General features: G+C 65.1%; 24 protein-coding genes, 1 tRNA gene and 1 riboswitch. Of the genes, 23 read left to right on the top strand and 2 right to left on the bottom strand.

What is annotated here, in order from left to right:
• The first annotated feature begins 27 nt into the window (after nucleotides 1-27).
• Nucleotides 28-96: transfer RNA gene (locus F4Y72_09850), tRNA-Arg, on the top strand.
• 42 nt (nucleotides 97-138) lie between these two features.
• Here the strand turns inward: F4Y72_09850 and F4Y72_09845 are convergent.
• Nucleotides 139-1,011 carry an amidohydrolase gene (locus F4Y72_09845; GenBank protein ID MXZ28591.1) on the bottom strand — a complete coding sequence of 291 codons (873 nt, stop codon included), beginning with the start codon at nucleotides 1,009-1,011 and terminating at the stop codon, nucleotides 139-141.
• An 88-nt stretch (nucleotides 1,012-1,099) separates the two neighbouring features.
• Nucleotides 1,100-1,203: riboswitch (TPP riboswitch) on the top strand.
• On the opposite strand from F4Y72_09845, the gene F4Y72_09840 reads away from it, so the two are divergent.
• From F4Y72_09840 to F4Y72_09770, 15 genes are all read left to right on the top strand, one after another.
• Entirely contained in the window at nucleotides 1,192-3,315 is a 2,124-nt protein-coding gene (locus F4Y72_09840) for a TonB-dependent receptor (GenBank protein MXZ28590.1), read from the top strand. Its footprint overlaps the riboswitch before it by 12 nt.
• Nucleotides 3,316-3,326: 11 nt before the next feature.
• Nucleotides 3,327-3,596, top strand: a complete 270-nt coding sequence (locus F4Y72_09835) for a hypothetical protein (GenBank protein ID MXZ28589.1) — start codon at nucleotides 3,327-3,329, stop codon at nucleotides 3,594-3,596.
• A 20-nt stretch (nucleotides 3,597-3,616) separates the two neighbouring features.
• Nucleotides 3,617-4,177 (top strand): nicotinamide mononucleotide transporter, encoded by a 561-nt coding sequence (locus F4Y72_09830; protein ID MXZ28588.1) that lies wholly within the window; start codon nucleotides 3,617-3,619, stop codon nucleotides 4,175-4,177.
• Nucleotides 4,135-4,959: a phosphotransferase family protein gene (locus tag F4Y72_09825; protein MXZ28587.1), complete on the top strand. Its 825-nt coding sequence runs from the start codon at nucleotides 4,135-4,137 to the stop codon at nucleotides 4,957-4,959. The genes F4Y72_09830 and F4Y72_09825 overlap by 43 nt, the downstream gene beginning before the upstream one ends.
• Nucleotides 4,960-4,988: 29 nt before the next feature.
• Nucleotides 4,989-6,485 (top strand): aldehyde dehydrogenase, encoded by a 1,497-nt coding sequence (locus tag F4Y72_09820; GenBank protein ID MXZ28586.1) that lies wholly within the window; start codon nucleotides 4,989-4,991, stop codon nucleotides 6,483-6,485.
• 3 nt (nucleotides 6,486-6,488) lie between these two features.
• Nucleotides 6,489-6,938 carry a VOC family protein gene (locus F4Y72_09815; protein MXZ28585.1) on the top strand — a complete coding sequence of 150 codons (450 nt, stop codon included), beginning with the start codon at nucleotides 6,489-6,491 and terminating at the stop codon, nucleotides 6,936-6,938.
• Nucleotides 6,919-7,323 (top strand): DUF485 domain-containing protein, encoded by a 405-nt coding sequence (locus F4Y72_09810; GenBank protein ID MXZ28584.1) that lies wholly within the window; start codon nucleotides 6,919-6,921, stop codon nucleotides 7,321-7,323. Before F4Y72_09815 ends, F4Y72_09810 begins: the two co-directional genes overlap by 20 nt.
• On the top strand, nucleotides 7,313-8,881 hold the full coding sequence (actP, locus tag F4Y72_09805) for a cation/acetate symporter ActP (GenBank protein MXZ28583.1): 1,569 nt from the start codon (nucleotides 7,313-7,315) through the stop codon (nucleotides 8,879-8,881). Before F4Y72_09810 ends, actP begins: the two co-directional genes overlap by 11 nt.
• 17 nt (nucleotides 8,882-8,898) lie before the next feature.
• Nucleotides 8,899-9,870, top strand: coding sequence for a biotin synthase BioB (gene bioB / locus F4Y72_09800; protein ID MXZ28582.1), 972 nt, complete (start codon nucleotides 8,899-8,901; stop codon nucleotides 9,868-9,870).
• Complete coding sequence (locus F4Y72_09795) at nucleotides 9,867-11,003, top strand: 8-amino-7-oxononanoate synthase (protein ID MXZ28581.1); 1,137 nt, start codon at nucleotides 9,867-9,869, stop codon at nucleotides 11,001-11,003. The genes bioB and F4Y72_09795 overlap by 4 nt, the downstream gene beginning before the upstream one ends.
• Before the next feature lie 75 nt (nucleotides 11,004-11,078).
• On the top strand, nucleotides 11,079-11,624 hold the full coding sequence (locus F4Y72_09790; GenBank protein ID MXZ28580.1) for a peroxiredoxin: 546 nt from the start codon (nucleotides 11,079-11,081) through the stop codon (nucleotides 11,622-11,624).
• A 78-nt stretch (nucleotides 11,625-11,702) separates the two neighbouring features.
• Nucleotides 11,703-12,314 (top strand): dethiobiotin synthase, encoded by a 612-nt coding sequence (bioD, locus tag F4Y72_09785; protein ID MXZ28579.1) that lies wholly within the window; start codon nucleotides 11,703-11,705, stop codon nucleotides 12,312-12,314.
• Entirely contained in the window at nucleotides 12,311-13,612 is a 1,302-nt protein-coding gene (gene bioA / locus F4Y72_09780) for an adenosylmethionine--8-amino-7-oxononanoate transaminase (GenBank protein ID MXZ28578.1), read from the top strand. Before bioD ends, bioA begins: the two co-directional genes overlap by 4 nt.
• A gap of 244 nt (nucleotides 13,613-13,856) precedes the next feature.
• Nucleotides 13,857-14,657, top strand: coding sequence for a crotonase/enoyl-CoA hydratase family protein (locus F4Y72_09775; protein ID MXZ28577.1), 801 nt, complete (start codon nucleotides 13,857-13,859; stop codon nucleotides 14,655-14,657).
• 125 nt (nucleotides 14,658-14,782) lie between these two features.
• Nucleotides 14,783-15,229: an acetylacetone-cleaving protein gene (locus tag F4Y72_09770; protein MXZ28576.1), complete on the top strand. Its 447-nt coding sequence runs from the start codon at nucleotides 14,783-14,785 to the stop codon at nucleotides 15,227-15,229.
• 155 nt (nucleotides 15,230-15,384) lie between these two features.
• Here the strand turns inward: F4Y72_09770 and F4Y72_09765 are convergent, their stop codons facing one another.
• Nucleotides 15,385-16,242: a hypothetical protein gene (locus tag F4Y72_09765; protein ID MXZ28575.1), complete on the bottom strand. Its 858-nt coding sequence runs from the start codon at nucleotides 16,240-16,242 to the stop codon at nucleotides 15,385-15,387.
• 149 nt (nucleotides 16,243-16,391) lie between these two features.
• On the opposite strand from F4Y72_09765, the gene F4Y72_09760 reads away from it, so the two are divergent.
• The 7 genes from F4Y72_09760 to gloA are packed head-to-tail and all read left to right on the top strand — an operon-like array spanning nucleotide 16,392 to nucleotide 22,368.
• On the top strand, nucleotides 16,392-17,789 hold the full coding sequence (locus tag F4Y72_09760; protein MXZ28574.1) for a TonB-dependent receptor plug domain-containing protein: 1,398 nt from the start codon (nucleotides 16,392-16,394) through the stop codon (nucleotides 17,787-17,789).
• Nucleotides 17,608-18,582, top strand: a complete 975-nt coding sequence (locus F4Y72_09755; protein MXZ28573.1) for a TonB-dependent receptor — start codon at nucleotides 17,608-17,610, stop codon at nucleotides 18,580-18,582. Before F4Y72_09760 ends, F4Y72_09755 begins: the two co-directional genes overlap by 182 nt.
• A gap of 4 nt (nucleotides 18,583-18,586) precedes the next feature.
• Nucleotides 18,587-19,315, top strand: coding sequence for a DUF2796 domain-containing protein (locus tag F4Y72_09750; protein MXZ28572.1), 729 nt, complete (start codon nucleotides 18,587-18,589; stop codon nucleotides 19,313-19,315).
• A gap of 5 nt (nucleotides 19,316-19,320) precedes the next feature.
• A complete protein-coding gene (locus F4Y72_09745) occupies nucleotides 19,321-20,049 on the top strand; it encodes an ABC transporter ATP-binding protein (protein ID MXZ28571.1) in 729 nt (242 codons plus the stop codon).
• Entirely contained in the window at nucleotides 20,039-21,283 is a 1,245-nt protein-coding gene (locus F4Y72_09740) for an FtsX-like permease family protein (protein ID MXZ28570.1), read from the top strand. Before F4Y72_09745 ends, F4Y72_09740 begins: the two co-directional genes overlap by 11 nt.
• Nucleotides 21,284-21,309: 26 nt before the next feature.
• The gene (locus tag F4Y72_09735) at nucleotides 21,310-21,798 is read left to right on the top strand and encodes a DUF3299 domain-containing protein (GenBank protein MXZ28569.1); all 489 of its coding nucleotides are present in this window, start codon (nucleotides 21,310-21,312) and stop codon (nucleotides 21,796-21,798) included.
• Nucleotides 21,799-21,816: 18 nt separating this feature from the next.
• Nucleotides 21,817-22,368 (top strand): lactoylglutathione lyase, encoded by a 552-nt coding sequence (gene gloA / locus F4Y72_09730; GenBank protein MXZ28568.1) that lies wholly within the window; start codon nucleotides 21,817-21,819, stop codon nucleotides 22,366-22,368.
• Nucleotides 22,369-22,456: the final 88 nt, after the last annotated feature.

Below are 22,456 nucleotides of genomic sequence, written 5' to 3'. Positions count from 1 at the left end.
GCTCATCACTAGAATGCGAAGAGCGTGGCCCCCGGGCTGGTGCCTGCCTCTGCCTTCGTCACGCGGGGGTAGCGGGTTCGAGTCCCGCCGGGGGCTGCGCCTCGGCGAAGTATAGCAGCAAGCAAAGTCAGGCGGCGTTCAGTCCAGGCCGTAGATGCGCAGGACGTTGTCGCGCATCAGCTTGCGGCGGGCCTGCGGGCGCAGGTTGAGCGCGTCGATGTCGTCCACCGTCCGCTCGAAGTCCAGCACCGGGAAGTCGGTGCCGAAGATGACCTTGTCCTGGCCGAATGAATTGATGTAGTGGCGGAAGCTGTCCGGCCAGTACTTGGGCCGGTGCGCGTCGCAGCCGATGAACACGTTGTCGTGCTTCCACGACATCGCGATCATCTCCTCGTGCCAGGGAATGCCCACGTGGATGCCGATCAGCTTCAACTCCGGGAAATCGCAGGCCACGGCGTCCAGCGCGATCGGGCGTCCGACGCTGCGGCGCGGCGCGTCCTTGGCGTAGATCATCGACTGGCCCACCTGCATCTGTATGGGCACGTCCAGTTCGCAGCACTTGGCGTAAAAGGGGTAGTAGCGAGCGTGGTCGGGCGCCAGTTCGAACCAGTGCGGGTAGAGGTGCGCGCCGATGAAACCCATGTTCTTCACGGCGTCCTCGAACATTCGCACACCTTCCATGCCCTGGGTGGGATCGATTCCGGCCAGGCCGGAGAATCGGTCGGGGTGTTCTTCGCAGGCGCGAGCGACAACCTCGTAAGGCAGGTGATAACAGCCCGGCAGACCTACCTGGCCGGTGCGCGGGGCGATCAGGAACGCCCGTTCGATGCCGGCGCCGTCCAGCCGCTCGATCATCTGCTCCAGCGAAAGGCCGGCCATGAGCGGGCTTTCGGCCTTCATCTTGCCGACGAAGAAATCGCCCTGCCAGCCGGGCCGGTGCGACAGGGCCTCCGGCGTCCAGATATTGACGACCGCGTCGATCGCCCGGTAATCCTGATTGGGTTCGGTCATTCGCCGCCTCCGTACTTCCGGCGGCAATTATCCTCCAAGCGCTTTCCGATGACCATGAACGCCGGCCGGATGCACGCCTTATACTCTGCGCTTACCTGGGGGGCGGCATTCCGGCCTGAGACCCTTGCATAGGGGAACCCCTTGAACCTGATCCGGTTAGTACCGGCGGAGGAACGAGGTATGCGGCATTTCAATTCGCGCAGTTTTTTCCTTACAGCAACCACCTTTTTGGCGACCGCGGTTCTTGCTCAGGAATCGGGGCAGGATTCGGCTCCGGAACCTCTGGAGGAGGTGGTGGTCACGGCATCGCTGAAGGAGGTGCGGAGCCTGGACCTGCCCTCCAGCGTCACCGTGCTGGACGCGCAGACCATCCGCAATTCGGCGGTGCAGCACTTCGAGGAGCTGGCCCAGCTTACGCCCAACCTGCACTGGGCCGGCGGGTCTTCGCGGGCCCGCTATTTCCAGGTGCGCGGCATCGGCGAGCGCTCCCAGTACGAGGGCGCGCCGAACCCGTCGGTGGGGTTTCTTCTCGATGACATCGACTTCTCGGCGATCGGCGGCGTGGCCACACGTTTCGACCTGGGCAGCGTGGAGGTATTGCGCGGGCCCCAGGGTACGCGCTACGGCGCCAATGCGCTGGCCGGTCTCATTTACGCGCGCTCCCGGGAGCCCTCCCGGGAGCGGGAGGCCGAAGCGGAGGTTTCGCTGGGCAACGACGATATGCGGTCCGTGGGGCTGGCGTTGGGCGGCCCGCTGGGCCCGGCGGCCGCCGGACGGCTTTCCGCGCATCAGTACCGCGCCAACGGTTTTCGGCGCAACGCCACACTGGATCGCGACGACACCAACGCACGCGAGGAGCTGAGCCTCAGGGCCAGGCTCAACTACGAGCCTTCGCCGGAACTGGCGCTGCGCCTGACGCTGCTGCACATCGACCTGGACAACGGCTACGACGGCTGGTCCATCGACAACGAACTGACCAACTGGTCGGACCGGCCGGGGCGCGATTCGCAGGCGTCCACGGGCGCGTCGCTGCGCGCCGACTTCGCGTTCGGCGGCGGCCATAGCCTTGTAAGCATTACCGGCGCGGCGAGTTCGGACATCGAGCACAGCTACGACGCGGACTGGGGGGAAGACGGCTACTGGTCGGATATCGCCGGCTTTCCGATGCGCTACGACTACACCTCGCGCACCTTGCGCGAGCGCTCGGGTTTCAGCCAGGAACTGCGCCTTTTGTCTCCGGCGGAACGCGATACGGGCTATGTGCTGGGCGTCTGGTATCTGAACCTCGATGAAGACAATGACCGCGTGGACACGGGGCTCTACGCCGAGCCGGGCTACGCGCCCGGACCCAGCGAGGACCGGTTCGATTCCGGCTACGGCGCCGACAGCCTGGCGCTGTTCGGGGAACTGTCGCGCGCGTTCGCGGACCGGTGGCTTGTGACGGCGGGCCTGCGCTGGGAACGGCGCAACTCCGACTACGTCGACTCGAACGGCGAGCGGTTTTCGCCGTCGGACGACATGCTGGGCGGCCATCTGAGCGTGTCGCGTCCCTTCGGCGAGGACGCGAACGTCTATGCGCGGATTGCGCGCGGCTACAAGGCCGGCGGGTTCAACCTGGGCCTGGGAGGCCGGGGACTGACCAGCGACGAACTGCTGTACGAGCCGGAATTCCTCTGGAACTACGAGATCGGCGCCAAGGGCCTGTGGCTGGACGGGCGGTTGCGCGGCGAACTGGCCGTGTTCCATTCGCAGCGCGTGGACGTGCAGGTGGACACGTCCCGGCAGATCGATCCCCAGGACCCGAACACCTTCCTGTTCTTTACCCGGAACGTCGGGCGCGGAGTCAACCGCGGCGTCGAACTGACCCTGGAGTACCGGCCCGGCGACGCGTTGCGCATGAGCGCGGCGCTCGGACTGCTGGACACCGAAATCACCCGCTATCCGGGCCGTCCCGAACTCGAGGGCCGCGAGCAGCCCCACGCGCCGGGCTACGGTTATGCGCTCGGCGCGCTGTGGCGCCATCCGCAAGGCTGGTTCGCCGGCGGCGAACTCACCGGCAGCGACGGCTTCTATTTCTCCAACAGCCACGACCGCAAGTCGGGGGCGTACTCGCTGTTGAACCTGCGCGCCGGGCGGGCCTGGAACGGCTGGGAGGCGTTCGCCTGGGCCCGCAACCTGCTGGACGAGTACTACGCGGTCCGCGGTTTTTACTTCTCCAACGTGCCGCCGGACTGGCCCGAGCAGGAATTTCGCCAGCAGGGCGATCCGCGGCACTTCGGCGTTACCATACGGCGGCGTTTCTAGAGAAGGGGACCATGCGCATCACCGCCGAACTCAGCCTTTACCCGCTGGCCAGCGAGCAGCCGATCGAACGCATCACGGGGTTTATTCGCGAGTTGCGCGGGCAGCCCGGCGTCGAGGTGCTCACCAACCAGATGAGCACCCAGCTTCGCGGCGAGATGGAGGACGTTCAGCGGGCTGTGGACGCCTGCATGAAGTCGGTCATGCAATCCGGCGACCGGGTGGTGCTGGTGGCCAAGTACCTGAACGCCGACCTGCCCATCGACTCGCCCCCGCAGCTCTAGCTGCCAGCGCCTGATTCCGCATGGACCTGATGGCGATCCTGGAGGTCGTGGCCGTCGTGCTCGGCTTCGTCTACGTGGTGCTGGCCATACGCCGTCATATCTCGTGCTGGCTGGCGTCGTACGTCGCTTCCGGGCTGTTCGTGGTGGTCTTCCTGGACGCCGGGCTGATCTTCCAGCCCTGGCTGCAGGTTTTCTACATGGTCATGGCCGTGTACGGCTACCGCAAGTGGCGCAGGGGAGCGAAGAACCCCGCGACGCTGGGCTTCTGGGGCTGGCGCAACAACCTGATCGCGGTGGCCGCGCTGCTGGCCGTATCGATCCCGATCACGATCTTCGGCGCGCAATACAGCGAGTCGTCCCTGTTCTTTATCGACGTGGTTACCGCGCTCGCGGCGCCGCTGGCCACCTTCATGCAGGCGCGCAAGTACATCGGCAACTGGATCTGGTGGATGGTGCTGGACACGACTTACGTGGCCCTTTACCTGGAGAGGGGCCTTTATTTGACCACCCTGCTTTACGCCAGCTACTTCGCATTGGCATGGGTGGGCTACCGTTCCTGGCGCAAGGCCCTGCCGGCGTGAAACGGCCGCGGCTGCTTGACGAGTGCCCGGCGCTGGCGGACGTCAAGCTCATCCGCAGGCTCGGCGGCGGCGGATGGAACGAGACGTGGCTGGCCGCGCGGGGCGATGAAAGGCTGATGGTTCGTTTCGACACGCCTGCCGTGCGCCTGCTGGGGCTGGACCGGGCCGCCGAAGTCGACGTCCTGCGTGCGATCGAAAGCCGGGGACTCGGCCCGGAACTTGTTTTCGCCGATCCCCGCCGCGGAGTGCTCGTGACGCGACGCCTGCCGGGCCGCGCCTGCATGCCCGGCGGTCTGCGCGATCCACGGCTTCTGCGCAATCTGGGAGCGAACCTCCGGCGTCTGCACGAGACGGTTCTTCCACCCCCTGACATCGCGCCGCTGGACATGGCCCGTTCCCTCGATCGCTACGCATCGCTGGTCGGGAATGTCCGGGCGCGAAGAACGGCGCGTGAAACTTGCCGTTCCCTCAGGGCGGCCGCCGGTCACCGCAGAAAACCGGCGCTGTGCCACAACGACCCCGTGGCGCAGAACATTCTGCGCGGACCGGCATTGCGCCTCATCGACTGGGAGTTCGCCTGCCCGGGCGACCCGCTCTTCGACCTCGCCGTCGTGATCGGTCATCACGATCTCGACGAGGGACGGGCCCGCGCGCTCCTGGGCGCGGCCAGGGGCCGCGTTTATCCGTCCGATTGGCGCGGTCTGATGCACCTGGTGGAGGGCTACGAAAACGTGCGCGTGCTTTGGGAGGCGGCCGTGAGGGCAGTCGCGCAGATTGATTAGCCGCCGCCGATTCTTTATGCTCGCCCGCCATGAACGACGTGGCATTCGACGTACGCGAACGCGTAACCAGCATCATCGACGGCGAGCCGGTGGGCGCGTCAAGGCGCGGGGTGGACTTTCCGATCATCAATCCGGCCAGCGAGGAGCCGAACGGGGTCCTGAGGGAGGCGGACGCACAGGAAGTGGATGCGGCCGTGCGCTCGGCGCGAAAGGCCTTCGAGACCGGTCCCTGGCCGCGCATGGGCGCCGACGAGCGCAAGGCGATCTTCCGCTCCATGCACGAGGCGCTGCACCGGCACCGCGACGAGCTGGAGTTTCTTGACAGTCTCGACACCGGCGTGCCGATCAGCCAGGTCCGCGCCATGCACGTGGCGCGCGCCGCCTACAACTTCGAGTTCTTCGGCGAGGTCCTGAGCCAGGAATCGGGCGAGGTCTATACGCAGAACCCCAACTACCTGACCTACGTGACCCGCGAACCGGTCGGGGTGGGCGCCATGATGGCGCCGTGGAACGCGCCGGTACCGCTGGCTTCCATGCGGGTGGCCACCTGCATCGCCTTCGGCAACACCTGCGTGCTGAAGCCGTCCGAATACACCCCGCACTCGATGGAGCGGATGGTGGAGATCTTCCACGAGGCCGGGCTGCCGCCGGGAGTCGTGAATCTCGTCAACGGCCGGGGACCGGTTACCGGAACGGCGCTGGTCAACCACCCGGAAGTGGACATGGTGGGGTTCACCGGCGGCTCGGAGACCGGAAAGATCATCATGTCGGAGGCCGGCAAGTCGCTAAAGCCGGTGCTGCTGGAACTGGGCGGCAAGTCCGCCAACATCGTGCACGAGAGCGCCGACCTCGACCGCGCGCTCGACGGCTCGCTGATCGGCATCTTCTCCAGCAACGGCCAGCAATGCCTGGCGGGCTCGCGCATCCTGGTGCAGAAGTCGATTGCCGGCGAGTTCATCGAGCGGTTCGTCGAGCGGGCCCGCAAGCTGCGCATCGGCGATCCGCTCGAGGCGGAGACCGAAATCGGACCGCTGTGCTACGAGAACCACATGAACCGGGTGCTGGGTTACGCGAGCCTGGCGCGCGAGGAGGGCGCGAAGCTGCTGACCGGCGGCGGCCGGCCCGAGGGCATGGAGCAGGGCTGGTTCGTGGAGCCGACGGCGGTTCTCGCCGAGGACAACTCGGCACGCATCTGCCAGGAAGAGATCTTCGGCCCGTTCGCGACTTTCCTGGTCTACGAAGACCTCGACGAGGCACTGCGCATCGCCAACGACTCGGAGTTCGGGCTGGTGGCCTACCTGTGGTCGCAGGACCTCAACGTGACGATGCGCGCGGCGCGCGAGCTGCGCGCCGGCACGATCTGGGTGAACACGCCGATCTATCGCGAATTGCGGGCGCCATTCGGCGGCTACAAGCAGTCCGGCATCGGCCGGGACGGGGCCAGGGGGAGCCTGGAGTTCTTTACCGAACCCAAGACCGTGAGCATTCCGCTCACCGATTTTCCGATGCTCAGGATGGGAGAATGAAAGATGACCAGTGACCTTCCGGTGCGGGTGCAACGCACCAATCTTGTCGTTGCGGACCTGGAGCGCGCCTATCGCGTCTACCGGGACATCCTGGGCTTCAAGCTGGATTTCACGCTGGGACACCGCCCCGAGTCGTATTCGTTCGTGGTGTTTCAGATCCCCCGGGAAGCCACGACCGGGTTCGCCGCGCTCAGCTCCAAAGACCAGGTGCGCAGCCTGGCCCTGACCGAGATCAAGGGCGTGGAACTGCCCGAGCCCAACCTGCCCAGCAGCCACGCGCTGGTCCTGGAGGTGGACGATATCGACGGCGTCCTGGAAGCCGCGCGCGCCGAAGGCCTGCATGTCTTTCCGGAAGAAACGCTGCGCACGCACGACGGCCGCGTGGGCCGGGAAATCGGCATGCTCGATCACGACGGCCACCTGATCGTGCTCTATTGCATCCTGCAATCGTAGCCCGGGAGCGAGGTCGTCCCGACCTCCGAGAGGGCGAGACGCCCTCTTTCCCGGGGCAAAGTTGAATACCGTAGCGAAACTTAGCCGGGATCCGGACTTCATCCGGCTGCGCCGTCTCCAGCGGCGCTACGCTTTCGCCATTGCCGGCAGCGTAGTGGCGTTCTACGTCAGTCTGGGCGTGACGATGGCCTACTGGCCGGAAGTGCTCGACATACGCCTCGTGCCCGGGCGCTGGATCACCGTCGGTCTGGTCTGGAACGTGCTGGGCCTGCTCGGCTGGTTTGCCGCCACGGCCACCTATGCGGCGCTCAGCACGCGCCGGCTGACGCCGTTGCGCGCGCAAGTCAGGGAACGCCACGGATGGAACAGTCCCGATGGCGCCTAACCTGGCTTCCATCCTCACGTTCGTCCTGATCCTCGGGGCGTCGCTACTGATTACCTGGCAGGCGGGACGGCGGACGCGTTCGTCCTCGGAGTTCTACGCGGCCTCGCACTCGGTGGGCGGCTTCAGCAACGGGCTGGCGATCGCCGGCGACCACCTCTCGGCCGGAACGCTGCTGGGAGTGACCGCCGTCATCTACACGGACGGATACGACGGCCTGATCTACATGACGGGCGGGGCGGTCGGCTACCCGCTGTTGATGTGCCTGCTCGCGGAACGGCTGCGCAACCTGGGCAGCTATACCTTCGTGGACGTGCTGTCGGCGCGCTTTCGCGAGAACTCGATCCGGGTGCTGGCCGCCACCGGCACGCTGGTGGCCGCGGTCCTGTACCTGATATCGCAGATGGTGGCGGGCGGGGCGCTGTTCGAGGTGCTGTTCGGCATTCCCTATCCCTGGGCCGTCGCCATGGTGGGCGGCCTGACCGTGCTCTACGTAAGCGTGGGCGGGATGCTGGCGACCACCTGGGTGCAGATGACCAAGGCCGTGTTGCTCATGTTCTCGATCCTGGTGCTGCTCGCCCTGCTCATGCTGAATCTGGGCGAGGGCCCGCTGTCGCTGCTGGAGTCGGCGGCGCGCGTGCATCAGCGGGGCGAGGCGTGGCTGAGCCCGGGACAGTTCCTGCCCGACCGGGTTTCGATCTTTGCGTTTGTCCTGACCGGCATCGTCGGCATGGTCGGGCTGCCGCATCTGCTGATGCGCTTCTTTACGGTTCCCGACGCCCGGCAGGCGCGCCGGTCCGCGGTCTTCGCCACCGGCTACATCGTGACTTTTTCCCTGCTGCTCTGGATTACCGGCCTCGGCATCGTGGTGCTGCTGGCCGGCAACACCGAAATCCTGGACGACCAGGGCGGAATGATCGGCAGCACCAATATGGCGATCATGCATGCGGCGCGAATCATCGGAGGCAACGTGATGCTGGGATTCATGGCTTCGGTGGCTTTCGCGACGCTGTTGGCGGTGGTATGCGGACTGGTGCTGGCGGCGGCCGCGGCGCTGGCGCACGATCTCTACAGCGGGGTCTACAAACGTGGCCGCGTCGACGACAGGACCGAGGTCCGGGCCTCGCGGATCAGCGTCGTGGCGCTGGGCGTGCTGGCCGTGGCGCTGGGGATGCAGTTTCAGGGACAGAACGTGGCCTATCTGACCGCGCTCGCCTTTACCGTGGCCGCCAGCGTCAATACGCCGGCGCTGGTCGCGGCGCTGTTCTGGCGAGGAGCCAGCGCGCGCGGCCTGATCCTCGGGGGCTGGGTGGGGATGGTCGTGTCGGTGGCATTGCTGGCGCTGAGCCCGGCCGTCTGGGAGGGCGCCCTGGGCCTGGAAAACGCACCATTCCCGTGGATTTACCCCGGTCTGTTCTCGATACCGGCCGCGGCGCTGGTAATCGTTGTAGTATCGCTGGCGGACCGCAGCCCCGAGGCGATGCTGGGGCGCCGGCGTTACGATGAACTGCTGGCGCCGTCCGTGCTCGGGCGGCGGGACACACCTGAGATAAGGCATTAGTGCACCAGGAGGCGAGCATGCCGGACTTGACAAGGGCGGACGTCGCGGCGATCTACCATTCGCCGCTGCTGGACCTGATATACAGGGCGGCGACGGTGCACCGCGAGCATCATGCGCCCGGCCAGGTGCAGCTCTGCACGCTGCTTTCGGTCAAGACCGGCGGCTGCCCCGAGGACTGCGCCTATTGCCCGCAAGCGGCCCGCTACCACACCGGCATCGACCGGCATGGCCTGCTGAAACTCGACGCGGTGCTGGAAGCCGCGCGTGAAGCCAGGGAGGCGGGGAGCACCCGCTTCTGCATGGGCGCCGCCTGGCGCGAAGTGCGCGACAACCGCCATTTCGACGAGGTGCTGGAGATGGTGTCCGGCGTCCGCGACCTCGGCCTTGAGGTCTGCTGCACGCTGGGCATGCTCACCGAGTCGCAGGCCGAGAGGCTCAAGGAAGCGGGCCTCTACGCCTACAACCACAATCTGGATTCCAGCCGCGAGTTCTATCCCGAGATCATCGGCACCCGCACCTATGACGATCGCCTCGAGACTCTGGCCAACGTGCACAAGGCCGGGCTGTCGGTCTGTTGCGGCGGCATCATCGGGATGGGCGAGACGGTCGATCAGCGCATTGACCTGCTGCACACGCTGGCCACCCTGCCCAGCCCGCCGGAATCGGTCCCGGTCAACGCGCTTGTTCCGGTGCCCGGGACTCCGCTGGAAGACTGCCCGCCGGTCTCGACCTGGGAAATGGTCCGGATGATCGCGAGCGCGCGCGTGCTCATGCCCAGGGCCATGGTTCGCCTGTCCGCCGGGCGCTCGCGCATGAGCGCCGAGCAGCAGGCCCTGTGTTTCCTGGCCGGCGCCAATTCGATCTTCACCGGCGAAAAGCTGCTCACCACGCCGAACCCCTCGTTCGACAGCGACGAGGGGCTGCTCGAGCTGCTGGGCCTTACCCCCAGAGAACCGTACACGCAGCAGGATACGCACGCGGCTGCATGAGCGCTGCGATACGGCGCGCCATACGGGAGGCGCTCAGGGAGCGCGAAAAGGTCGGCCTGCTGCGCAGCCTCGAGACGGCGCCCGGCGGCATTGACTTCTGTTCCAATGACTACCTGGGCCTGGCCCGGGACCGTCGCCTGCGCGGAAGGATCGCCGCGGTCGCGGCCGAGAGCGCGGCGCCGCAGGGCGCGACCGGTTCCCGGCTTATCTCCGGGAATCACCCTGAAATCGAGGCGCTGGAGGCGCAGCTCTCCGGGTTCTACGCGTCCGAGGCGGCGCTGGTTTTCTCCAGCGGATTCGCCGCCAACCTCGGATTGCTGGCGAGCCTGGGCGGAGTGGTGCAGACGCTGGTCTGCGACCGCCTGCTGCATGCCAGCGCCATCGACGGCGGCCGCCTGAGCGGCGCGAAGCGGGTGATCTTCGTGCACAACGACATGCGCGACCTGAAGGCCCGGCTGGGCGAACTGCCTTCCGGGGAAACCGCCGCGGTGGCGGTGGACACGGTCTATTCGATGGACGGCGACTTTGCACCGCTCAAGGAAATAGCCGTTCTGGCCGAAGAACAGGATGCCGCGGTCGTGGTGGACGAGGCGCATGCCAACGGGGTGCTGGGGCCCGCGGGCCGCGGCGGCGTGGTCGCCGCCGGACTGCAGGACCGGGTGCTGGCCCGGGTGGTGACTTTCGGCAAGGCGCTCGGACTGCAGGGCGGCGCCGTGCTGTGTTCGAAGGACCTGCGCGATTACCTCGTGAATTTTGCCCGTTCGTTCGTGTTCTCCACCGGGGTCTCCCCGCTCTGGGCGGCGAGCGTGCAGTCCGTCTACGACATGCTTCCGGACCTGAATGCGGAGCGTGAACAGTTGCTGGATAACGTCTCCCATTTTCGCGGGCGCGTGGCGGAGTCCGCACAGCCCTGGCTGCCGAGCGAGTCCTGGATCCAGTGCCTGCGCGTGCCTGGCGCCCGACGCATCAGGCGCGTGGGCGGCGTTCTTCGCAGCCGGGGGCTGGCCGCCCTGCCGATTCGCGCGCCCACCGTTCCGGCGGGCGAGGAGCGAATCCGGGTGTGTCTGCACTCGCACAACACCAGGGAGGAAATCGACCTGTTGTTCAGTGCCGTGGACGAAGCGCTGCGTTAGAACCTGGGGGAGGGCGGCGAGTGGATATAATTTTCCGCCCCCAGCCACTACCGGTAATGCCCCATGAAAAACCTGATGGCCGTTGCGACACTCGCCCTTTCCGCCGCGGTTCTCGCCGACGAGGCGCCGACTGCCAGCCTGGAGGCAGGCATGCAGGCCCCGGACTGGACCCTGCCCGGCTCCGACGGGGAAACTCATGCCCTTGCGGACCTGCTCAAGAAAGGCCCGGTGGTGCTGGCCTGGTTTCCCAAGGCCTTTACGCCGGGCTGCACGGCCCAGTGTCAGTCCCTGGCGCAAGACGGGGACATGATCCGCGAATACAAGGTCAGCTACTTCATGGCCAGCGTGGATCCCATCGGCGACAACACCGATTTCGCGAGCAAGTACGACGCGGACTTCCCGATCCTCTCCGACGAAAGCAAGGAAGTGGCGAACGCTTACCAGGTGATCGGGCAGTATGGCGTGCCGAGGCGCGAAACCTTCTATATCGGAACGGATGGCGTGATCCTGGCGGTGGACCGTGAGGTTGACGCCCGGGGTGCCGCCGAGGAAACCGCCGCGATACTGGCAAGCCTGGGCGTCGAGAAACGCGCGTCGCCGGCTTCGTCCGCCGGCCGGTAACCGCACCGATACGGATCCGGATGCGGGGGCGCCGCGCCGCCGCATCCTTCGGAGGCTTTCCGGCGCAGGCGGAAATCGATGGAGCGCTGCGCAGTTGCGGGCATCGGAACCAGCGTAGGCAAGACCCTGGTCTCCGCGCTGCTGGTGGAGCGCCTGGGAGCCAGTTACTGGAAACCCATACAGGCCGGCGGCCTTGTGCATACCGACACCGAGGAAGTCCGGCGGCTGGTCACGCTCAGCCGCGCCCGCTTCCTGCCCGAGGCGTACAGCCTGAAGGCGGCGATGGCGCCGCACGCCGCAGCGGCCCAAGAGGGTGTGACCCTTCGCAAGGAAGACCTGCGCCTGCCGGAAGTGGACGGCCCGCTCGTGGTGGAACCGGCCGGCGGAGTGCTGGTGCCGGTGGCCGATGGCCTGCTCAATATCGATCTCCTGAAATACTGGAGCCTGCCGGTGGTCGTTGTTTCCAGCTACTACCTGGGCAGCATCAATCACACGCTGCTTACCGTGGAGGCGCTCAAGTCGCGTGATCTGGCGCTGGCCGGTATCGTATTCAACGGCGAGCGGAACGACCATTCCCGCGGCGTGATCCTGCGCGAGACGGGATTGAAGTGCCTTCTCGATCTTCCCAACCTGCGCCAGCCGGTAAGCCCCGGGCACGTTAAGTCTTACGCAGCGAGAATCGACCTGTGAACGACCGCCCCTCCGCCGCCGACCTGGATTTCGACCGGCGGCACATCTGGCATCCCTACGAGTCCATGCGGAGTCCTACGCCGGTCTATCCCGTGGTCTCCGCCCGCGGCGTGCGCCTGACGCTGGCCGACGGGCGGGAACTGATCGATGGGATGTCGTCATGGTGGTCGGTAATTCACGGCTACAACCATACGGCGCTGAACCGCGCCGCGCGCGAGCAGATATCGCGCATGCCGCATGTGATGTTCGGGGGGCTGACACATGCCCCGGCGATCCGCCTTGCGCAACGCCTGGTCGAATTGACTCCAGGCGACCTGGACCGGGTCTTTTTTTCCGATTCGGGGTCGGTGGCGGTGGAAGTGGCGATCAAGATGGCCCTGCAGTACTGGCGCGCCCGCGGCGTGGAGGGCCGGACCCGGCTGCTGACCATACGGGGTGGCTATTACGGCGACACCTTCCAGGCCATGTCGGTCTGCGATCCGGTAACCGGCATGCATCACCTGTTCTCCGGGGTTGTGTCCGAACAGCTGTTCGCCGACCGGCCGCGCGTGCGCTTCGGCGAGTCCTGGGATCCGTCCGACCTGGCTTCGCTGGAGGACCTGGCCGCCCGGCACAACGATGAGATCGCCGCGGTGATCCTGGAGCCGATCGTGCAGGGCGCCGGCGGTATGCGCTTTTACCATCCCGAGTATCTGAAGGGCGCCCGCGAACTGTGCGATCGTATGGGGCTTCTGCTGATCGCCGACGAGATCGCCACCGGGTTCGGCCGCAGCGGCGAGCTGTTCGGCTGCGATCACGCCGGCGTTGTTCCCGACATCATGTGTGTGGGCAAGGCGCTCACCGGCGGTTACCTGAGCCTGGCGGCCACGCTGGCGCGGCCGCACGTCGCCGGGACGATCTCCGCCGCGCCCGGAGCCGCCGGCGTGCTGATGCACGGACCGACCTTCATGGCGAACCCGTTGGCCTGCGCGATCGCCAATGCCAGTGTGCAGTTGTTGCTGGACTCGCCGTGGAGAAAACGCGTGGCGCGGGTCGAGCGCGAATTGCGCCGTGGCCTCGCGCCTTGCCGAGATCTGGCTCAGGTGGCGGACGTGCGCGTGCTCGGCGCCATCGGGGTAGTGGAGACGCGCAAGCCCGTGGACATCGCCCGCGTCCAGCACCGGCTGGTGGAACGGGGCGTATGGGCGCGGCCGTTCGGTCGGCTGGTTTACCTGATGCCGGCCTACGTGATGTCCGTGCGGGACCTCAGGCGCCTCTGCTCCGCCGTCTGTGAAACGATCGCTCTAGAGTCCGCATAGCCCGCCTTTCCTTGCTCCCGTCCTTCCGGCCCCCAGCGCCTGCCGCAGCTTTGTCTTCACCCCCTTCTTCAGGGAGTATTGGAGGCAGGGGTGAGCGCCGTTGTCCCGGCGCGAACGAGCAAGCTACAGGGATGTATTCATGGTGGATTGCATGAATCCACCCCGGAAGAAGGGGGTGAAGATAAAGCGGTATCGAAGCGGTGCGAGGGGGTACTATCCGTGCGGTCATCCGGGAAACATCGAAATGAGTGAAGAGCTGCTGTACGAGAAGGACGGGGCCGTGGTCCTGCTGACGATCAATCGGCCCGACGAGCGCAACCTGCTGGGGCGGATCGGCGACGGCGCGTTGTTCGAGAAGGCGGCCAAGCGCATACAGGCGGACTCAGAAGTGCGTTGCGCCATCCTCACCGGCGCGGGCCGAGCATTCTCGTCCGGCGGCGACGTCAAGGCCATGCGCGACCGCAGCGGAGCGTTCGAGGGCGGGTCCGCGGAGTTGCGCGAGAGCTATCGGAGCGAGATACACCGCATGGTCCGAGCGTTGTGGAACCTGGACGTGCCTATGATCGCGGCGGTGAACGGGCCGGCGATCGGGTTGGGGAATGACGTGGCCTGTCTTGCCGAAATCCGACTGGCCTCGGACAAGGCGTTGTTCGGGCAGACCTTTCTGAAGCTGGGCCTGATTCCGGGCGATGGCGGCGCCTGGATCCTGCAGCAATTGATCGGCTATTCGCGCGCCGCACAGCTATTGCTTACCGGCCAGCTCATCAACGCGGAAACGGCGAAGGACTGGGGGTTGGTCAGCGAAGTCACGTCGCCGGAAGAACTGCTGCCGAGGGCCCGCGAACTCGCCGGCGAAATCGCGCTGCAGCCGCCCGTGGCGCTGCGCATGGCCAAGCAACTGCTGCGCGCCGGCAGGCAAGACCGGTTCGAGTCGGTCATGGAGATGTCCGCGAACCTGCAGGGTATTCTGCAGCGCACCCGTGACCACGACGAGGCGGTGGCAGCGTTCTTCGAAAAGCGCCCGCCCAGGTTCACGGGCGAATAGCCGAATTTCGGGGCGCGGTCCGAAATTGACGCGTAGTCTATTCGTGGTTAGGATTGATGCCCCTTTTTGGAGGCTGCCGTGCGCGCCGGGTGGTTCGGCTGCGGCGGCAGGCGAGGAGTAAAACAATGGCTGACAACTCTCCCACCGGCAGTTATGTCCAGATGGATGCCGTGGACTGGGTGCCGTTTCCCCAAGGTCTTTGTCAGGGCGATATCAGCTGGAAACTGCTGCACGTTTCGCCCGAGGCCGGCGCCTGGACCGCGATCTTCGATTGCAAGGCCGGATCGTCGTTCGCCAAACATGTCCATATGGGTCCCGGCGAGTATTTCCTGACCAAGGGCCGCATGAATGTGCGCGGCGGCACTGCCGAAGGCGGCGACACGGCGGTTGCGCCGGGCTATGGCTACGAAGCCTGCAACGCCCAGCACGATCACACCGAGTTCCCCGAGGACAGCGAGTTCTACATGACCTTCCTGGGTCCGCTGAACTTCCTGGACGACGACGGCAACACCGTGGCGGTGGTAGGCTGCAAGCAGGTCCTGGACGCCTGGAACGCCACAGCCGACGGCTGATTTCCTGCTTGAGTACTTCTGGTCCGTAGTAAAAACCGGGCCAAGAGGGTTGCCGTGGTTCCGTCAGGGCGTCCGCGAGGTTTGCCGGTTCGGCAATTTTCCTGAAGAGGCCTTCGACATCGTGCGTCCCTGCCCGAACCTCCGTACTCCGGTCCCTAGTGGCCGTGGCTGTGGCCGTCGTGCACCGCGCCGGCCTCAACGAAGTGCAGCGCGAAGGCGAGGCCGATTCCCACCAGGAAGGCAATGATCAGCTTGAAGCGGTCGTGGGTATGAAAGTGAATTTCCGGCAACACGTCGCTTAGCGCCACACAGAGGAAAGCGCCGGCGGCAAAACACAGCGCGTAACCTGCCAGTTCGCCTCCACCCGTGGCCGCCAACTGAGCGCCCAGCCAGAAAGTGCCGAGAGCCACTACCGGGCAGAGCAATGCAAAAGCGATGTTCGCGATATTGCATGTTCTGCGCCGGTAGCCGGCCGAACGCATGACGCTGAGAATCGAATAGGCGTCCAGGGGCTTGTGCAACAGGATCGCCAGGAAAACGCCGAGTCCCGGCAGCGCTCCGATTGCCGTTGCGTGCGTGCTCTCCTGGACGCTGGCCCCCAGGGCGACGCCCTCGGTGATCGTGTGGACGGCCAGGCCGAAAGCGATGCCGGCCACGCTGCTGGCGCCGATCGTCGCCGGGGAGTGCCCCCGACGATCCTGCAAGGCCTGCGCTTCACTGCTGAAATCGTGCTGGTGAAACTGGAAAATACGCTGCAGGGCGACCATGAAAATGATGCCCAGCGCGGTCCAAAGCATGCCGTGCTCGATATTCTCGGGGCCGGGTATCCGCTCCAGTCCATGCGGCAGCAGGTGAAACAATGCAATTCCCAGGATAAAGCCCGCAACCAGGCTCATGATGACCTGCGTGCGGGTGTGCGTCAGTGCGCCGAGAACGGACAGACGCCCTCCCAACACCGCCGCGACGAATATCGCCGGACAGTAGACCGTAAGTAGCAGCAAAAGCGGGTCCATCTGCGCGGCTATTCTACGAAAGTTGTCAACAGCACACTGCATCCGTGGCGTAAGAGCGGATACGTTATACCGTTTCCTTATCGCATAACATTGGAGTCGCGCGGCGGCCGCTGCAGCCGCGCGCGTACAAGTGAATCAGGAGATGGTAGATGGAACGTAGCAGGATTTTTTCTGCGGTCGCGCTGATGTGCATCGCGCCCGCCGCACCGGGGCAGGATGAGGCGCAAGAGAATCGGTCCGAGGCGATTGAAGAGGTCGTGATCGTGGGACATCCGCTTTCCGCGGAAGGACTGGCCACGCCCGCCGATGTGCTGGCCGGAGAAGAGTTGGAACGCAAGCTGGCGGACACCCTGGGAGCGACGGTTGCCGGGGAACCGGGCATCCATAACGGTTCAAACGGGATTGCCGTGGGCCGGCCTGTCATCCATGGCCTGGGCGGCCCGCGCGTCCGCATCATGGAGGACCGCATCGACACGATGGACGTGTCGGTTACCAGCGGCGATCACGCGGTCACCGTTGACCCCTTTATTGCCGAGCGGGTGGAGTTGTTCAAGGGGTCCGGCACGCTGCTGTACGGTTCGGGATCGATCGGCGGAGTGGTGGACACGCACACGGGACGCATTCCCGACGCCGTTGTGGAAGAATTGAGCGGACGACTGGACCTGCGCTGGGCCGACAACGGCGATGCAGGCAGCGGCTCGTTCCGGCTGGACGGCGGCGCGGACAACTTTGCCTGGCATCTCGACGGGTTCCGCCGCGAGGCCGATGACTACGAGATACCGGGCTACGCCGAATCGGCACTGTTCCGGGCCATGGAGGAGGAAGAGCACGAGCACGAGGAGCATGAAGACGAAATGGGGCATCATGACGATGACGACGAACATCATGATGAAGAGGAGCACCACGAGGAGGAAGAGGAAGCTTTCGGGGTTCTGCCCGGCAGCGCCATGGACATGAAGGGCGGCGCCGCAGGCTTCTCGTTCATAGGCGAGCGCGGATTCATCGGCGTGTCCGTCAGCACCATGAATGGCGAGTACGGAATACCCGGACACGCTCACGAACACGGTCATGAGCATGAAGAAGAGGAACACCACGATGAGGAGGCCCACCACGACGACGAAGAGCACGAGGAAGAAGAGCACGAGGACGAACACGAAGATGAAGGCAATCCCTTTATCGACCTGAAACAGACGCGCGTGGATCTGGAGGCGGCCCTGATGGATCCGCTGCCGGGCTTTTCGGATCTGAACCTGCGGCTGGGCGTCAACGACTACGAGCACCTGGAGATCGAGCCTTCCGGAGAAGTGGGCACGGCGTTCGAAAACGAGGCCTGGGAGGCGCGCGTTGAACTGACCCACCTTCCGGTTGGCGGCTGGGGAGGTGCGGTGGGTCTGCAGCTCTCCGACCGCTCATTCTCGGTTGTGGGCGAAGAAGCCTTTACGCCGCCGGTCGATTCACGCGCGATGGGCGTGTTCTGGGTGGGCGAAAGATCGTTCGACAGTTTCGCCATCGAGGCCGGCGCGCGCCTGGAGAACGTGGAACATTGAGCCCGCAACCGGCGCCGATGCGGACTTCACGACGCTGAGTGCTTCGCTGGGGGCGATCATTCCGCTGGAAGACGGCTGGACGGCCACCGTGCTGGCCGACTACTCGTCGCGGGCGCCGGTAGGCGAGGAATTGTTCTCCGACGGGCCGCACCTGGCGACCCGCAGCTTCGAGATCGGCGATCCCGGACTCGAGGAAGAGCAGGCGCTGAACTTTTCGGCGACGCTGCGCGGAGCGGGTCCGCGCTGGTCGGTTGCGGGCACTGTGTACTACACGCAGTTCAATGACTTCATCTACCAGACCGCGACCGGCGAGGAGATGGACGAGTTGATGGTGCGCGCCTTTGCGCAGGCCGACGCGACCTTTTCCGGGCTGGACCTGGAGGCGTCCCTGGTTCTGGCGGACTGGGGAGACGCGAGGCTCGAGCTCAGGGGTTTCTTCGACACCGTGTCCGCCGACCTGGATGTGTCCGGCAATGACCACCTGCCGCTCATCCCACCCGATCGCGCCGGTATCGGATTAGAGTACAGTGCAGGCGCGTTCAGTGCGAGCGTCGACTTTTCCCGGGCTTCAGAGCAGAACAGTGTTGCGGATTTCGAACTTCCGACAGACGGCTACGATGACCTTCGCGCCTACGTCCGTTACGGGTTTGAGCGTGGCGGCACCTGGACCGAACTGTATCTGCGCGGCAGAAACCTTACGGATGACGAGCAGCGTCATCACACCTCCATCGTCAAGGACCTGGCCCCGGCGCCCGGCCGCACGATCGAGGCAGGATTGCGAGTGAGGATCTAGAACGATGTACAAGATTTCGAATAATCCATCCCGGCGGCGGCCGCCGCTCCTTTATGCCCTGGCGATCTGTTTCCTGGCTCCCGCCGGCGCGCCGGCTCAGCACGTCCATGGCGTTGTGGAGCTTGGCGTCGTGGTTGAGGGCGGCACGATTGCCATGTCGCTGAACGCGCCGCTGTCCGATGTCGTCGGCTTTGAGCATGCGCCGGAGAGCGACGAACAGCTTGAACTTATTCGACAGGCTGCAGCGACCCTGGCGAATGCGGACGCGATGTTCGGGCTGCCCGACTCGGCGAGTTGCACCATTTCGGACACGTCCATTGACGGGCCGGCGTACGTCCTGGAACATATCGGGGACGACGATGCCGGCGAGGTGCTGAGCGATCACGATCACGACGATCCGCATGATTCGCACGGCACGGATCACGACAACGACGAGCACGACGAATCGGCCGATCATGACCACGACGAGCACGACGAATCCGCCGCACACGACCACGACGAACACGAGGAAACCGACGAGCACGACCACGGCGATTCCGAACAGCACTCCGAAGTCAGCGCAAACTACGAATGGAGATGCGCCAATGCATCGAATCTCGATTCCTTCGCGCTGCGTTTCACGGAAAGCTTCGCGGGCGTCGAGACGATCGAGATTCAGATTCTCACCGCTGCCGGAGCGCAGGTTTTGACGGTAGAGGGGCGGGCGCCCTCGGTTTCGCTGTCACAGCCCTAGAAGCCATGCCGGGCGCCGGCGTCGATCCAGGGGACGCGATAGCCATATCGGGGCTGCGTTTCGGCTACGGTTCGGGCGATGACATACTGGTCATCCGCGAACTCAAGGTTCGGCCGTCGCAACGGGTATTCGTTTTCGGTCCCAGTGGATGCGGCAAGAGCACACTGCTCGCGCTGGTCGGGGGCGTACTGGTTCCGCGCGAGGGCGTCGTCGCCATTCTGGGTGAGAATCTCTCCGGCATGAAGAGTGCGGCCCGCGACCGGATTCGTGCGGATCACGTCGGCTTCATCTTTCAGCAATTCAATCTTGTTCCGTACCTTTCGGTGGTCGAAAACGCATCCCTGCCGTGCCGCTATTCCCGGCGGCGGTTGAAGCGCGCCTGCGATGCCGACGGCTCGGTCGAAAAATCGGCGGCCCGGCTGCTATCGGCGCTCGGCATCGGCGAGGAGCTTCGTTCGCGCAGGACGACGGACCTGAGCGTTGGACAGCAGCAACGCGTCGCCGCCGCACGCGCCCTGATCGGCCGGCCGGAACTGGTTATCGCCGACGAGCCCACCTCGTCGCTTGACGCGGACCGTCGCCGCGAGTTCATCAATCTGCTCCTGTCCGAGGCCGGCCGGGCCGACAGCACTGTCATCTTCGTCAGCCATGACGCTTCGCTCGCGACGCACTTCGACGTTGCGATCGATCTGGGGCTGAGCAATGCCGCGCCGGACCCTTCCAATGCTGCATAACTTCGGCAACGCAGTTTCGCTCGTTTTCAAGAGCCTGCTCAACCGGCGCGCGACGGCCATTCTGACCATAGCATCGATTGCCGTGAGCGCGGGCCTGTTGTCCATAGTGGATCGGGTCAGGACGGACACGCAAACCAGCTTCGCCAATACAATTTCCGGCACCGACCTGATCATCGGCGCGCGCAGCGGCGATCTGAACCTGCTCCTGTATTCGGTTTTTCGTATCGGCAATCCCACCAACAACGTCACATGGAACAGCTACCGGACGATCGGCGCCAGACCGGAGGTGGAATGGACCATTCCGTTCTCATTGGGCGACGCGCACCGGGGCTATCGGGTCCTCGGGACGGACCTCGGCTATTTCAGTCATTACCGGTATGCGGATCGCCGGTCGCTGGCGTTCGAAAAAGGCGGTCCGTTCACTTCGGCGACCGAGGCGGTGATCGGCGCGGAGGTGGCCGAGCGGCTTGGATACGACATCGGCCGGCAAATCGTCGTGTCCCACGGACTGGCGGACACGAGTTTTCTTACCCACGACGAGGACCCGTTTACGATCATCGGAATACTCGCGCGCACCGGCACGCCGGTCGATCGGACCGTGCACATCAGCCTGAGCGGGATGGACCTGATCCATTCGGCTGGCGGCGCCGATCGCGTGGCGCCGCCCGTCGAGGGTTACGAGCCGGAGGAAATCACGGCGTTCCTGGTCGGGCTCAAATCCAGGACGGCCATATTCGGGCTGCAGCGGTACGTCAACGAGTTGGAGGACGAGCCGATGACCGCGGTCATACCGGGCGTGGCCCTGCAGCAACTCTGGGGCCTGGTCCGCGTTGCCGAATACGCATTGCTGGGCGTGTCGGCGATGGTCGTGCTGGCCAGCGTGCTCGGGCTGCTCTCGACGCTGCTGGTCAGCCTCAACGAGCGCCGCCGCGAAATGTCCGTCCTGCGTTCCGTCGGCGCCAGGCCCGGTCACATATTTGCATTGCTGCTTTCGGAGGCGGCCATGCTGGCATTTCTCGGCGCACTTTCCGGCCTGCTGCTGGTCCAGCTCGGCATCCTGGCGATACGGCAGTTCGCGCTGGCGGAATTCGGCATTCAACTGAGCGTTCAACTGCGGGCTTTTGATCTCTATGTGCTGGCGGGTATCCTTGTCATCGCGGTCATGGTCAGCATCATTCCGGCCTGGCGGGCATACCGGAATTCGCTCGCCGACGGCCTGACGGTAAGGCTTTAGCGCCGCCGCGCTAAAATGGTGAGAACATGAGCATTTCGAATCGGGTCATTTGGCGGGGGCTGGCGGTAACGCTGCTTTTCGGCGGCCTCGCATTTGCGGACGATGCCCGCGAGCTCACCTGGGATGATCTGATTCCCGACGCCGAAGCGACCGAGCAGCCGGGGGACAGTTCGTTCGACGATCCGTTTGCGATGCCGGTCCTGCCCATGGGCGTGGTCGAGGAGCTCGACGGCGTCCTGGTGAAGATTCCCGGATTCGTCGTGCCGCTGGAGGTTTCCGCCGAGGGCAAGGTGAGCGAATTCCTGCTGGTGCCTTATTTCGGGGCATGCATTCACTATCCGCCGCCGCCCGCCAATCAGATTGTCTACATTACGGCCGAAGAACCCATGGATCTCGAGTCCACCTGGGAGCCCATCTGGGCGACGGGCGAACTCAAGACCGAATTTCGCGAGTCCGACCTCGCCTATTCGGGTTACACGATGGCGGCCCAGGCGATAGAAATATACGAGTACTAGCCGACAAGGGGAGGGCATATGTCGAGCGAATCCAACGTTCAGGAGGGGCAGGTCGTATCGGTCCCCGAGACAGAGGGCTACGTCATGAACCAGACGATGCTGCGGATCAAGGATCCGCGGCGGTCGCTGGATTTTTATTCCCGGATCCTGGGGATGACGCTGATCAAGGAATTCCGCTTTCCGGATATGGAGTTCTCGCTGTATTTCATGGGATACGTCACGGAAGACGACGAGCCCATTCCCGACGGTGCGGAGGCGCGCGCGGCCTATGCCTTTCGTCAGAAGGCGATGATCGAGTTGACCCACAACTGGGGCACGGAGAGCGACGACGACTTCGCCGGCTATCACGACGGCAACGCGGACCCCCGGGGCTTCGGCCACATCGGGCTGTCCGTGCCGGATGTCTACGAAGCCTGCAAGCGCTTCGAGGAACTGGGCGTGGAGTTCGTCAAGCGCCCGGACGACGGCAAGATGAAAGGCCTGGCCTTCATCAAGGACCCCGACGGCTACTGGATCGAAATCCTGGAAGCCAAGAGCTGCGGCTCCATGGCCGTCGCAATGACCGGCTGATCCCCCAGCGCTGCGGTGCTGCCCCGCCGTCTTTGCCGCCCAGAGTGCCGGTTAGGCGGAGATTACGCGGCCGGGGTTGAGGATGCTC

The organism is Gammaproteobacteria bacterium, from assembly GCA_009838035.1.
In the GTDB taxonomy this organism is placed as follows: domain Bacteria; phylum Pseudomonadota; class Gammaproteobacteria; order Steroidobacterales; family Foliamicaceae; genus Foliamicus.
The sequence above is the reverse complement of the archived record's forward strand: the minus strand, read 5'-3'. Positions and strand labels throughout refer to the sequence as shown.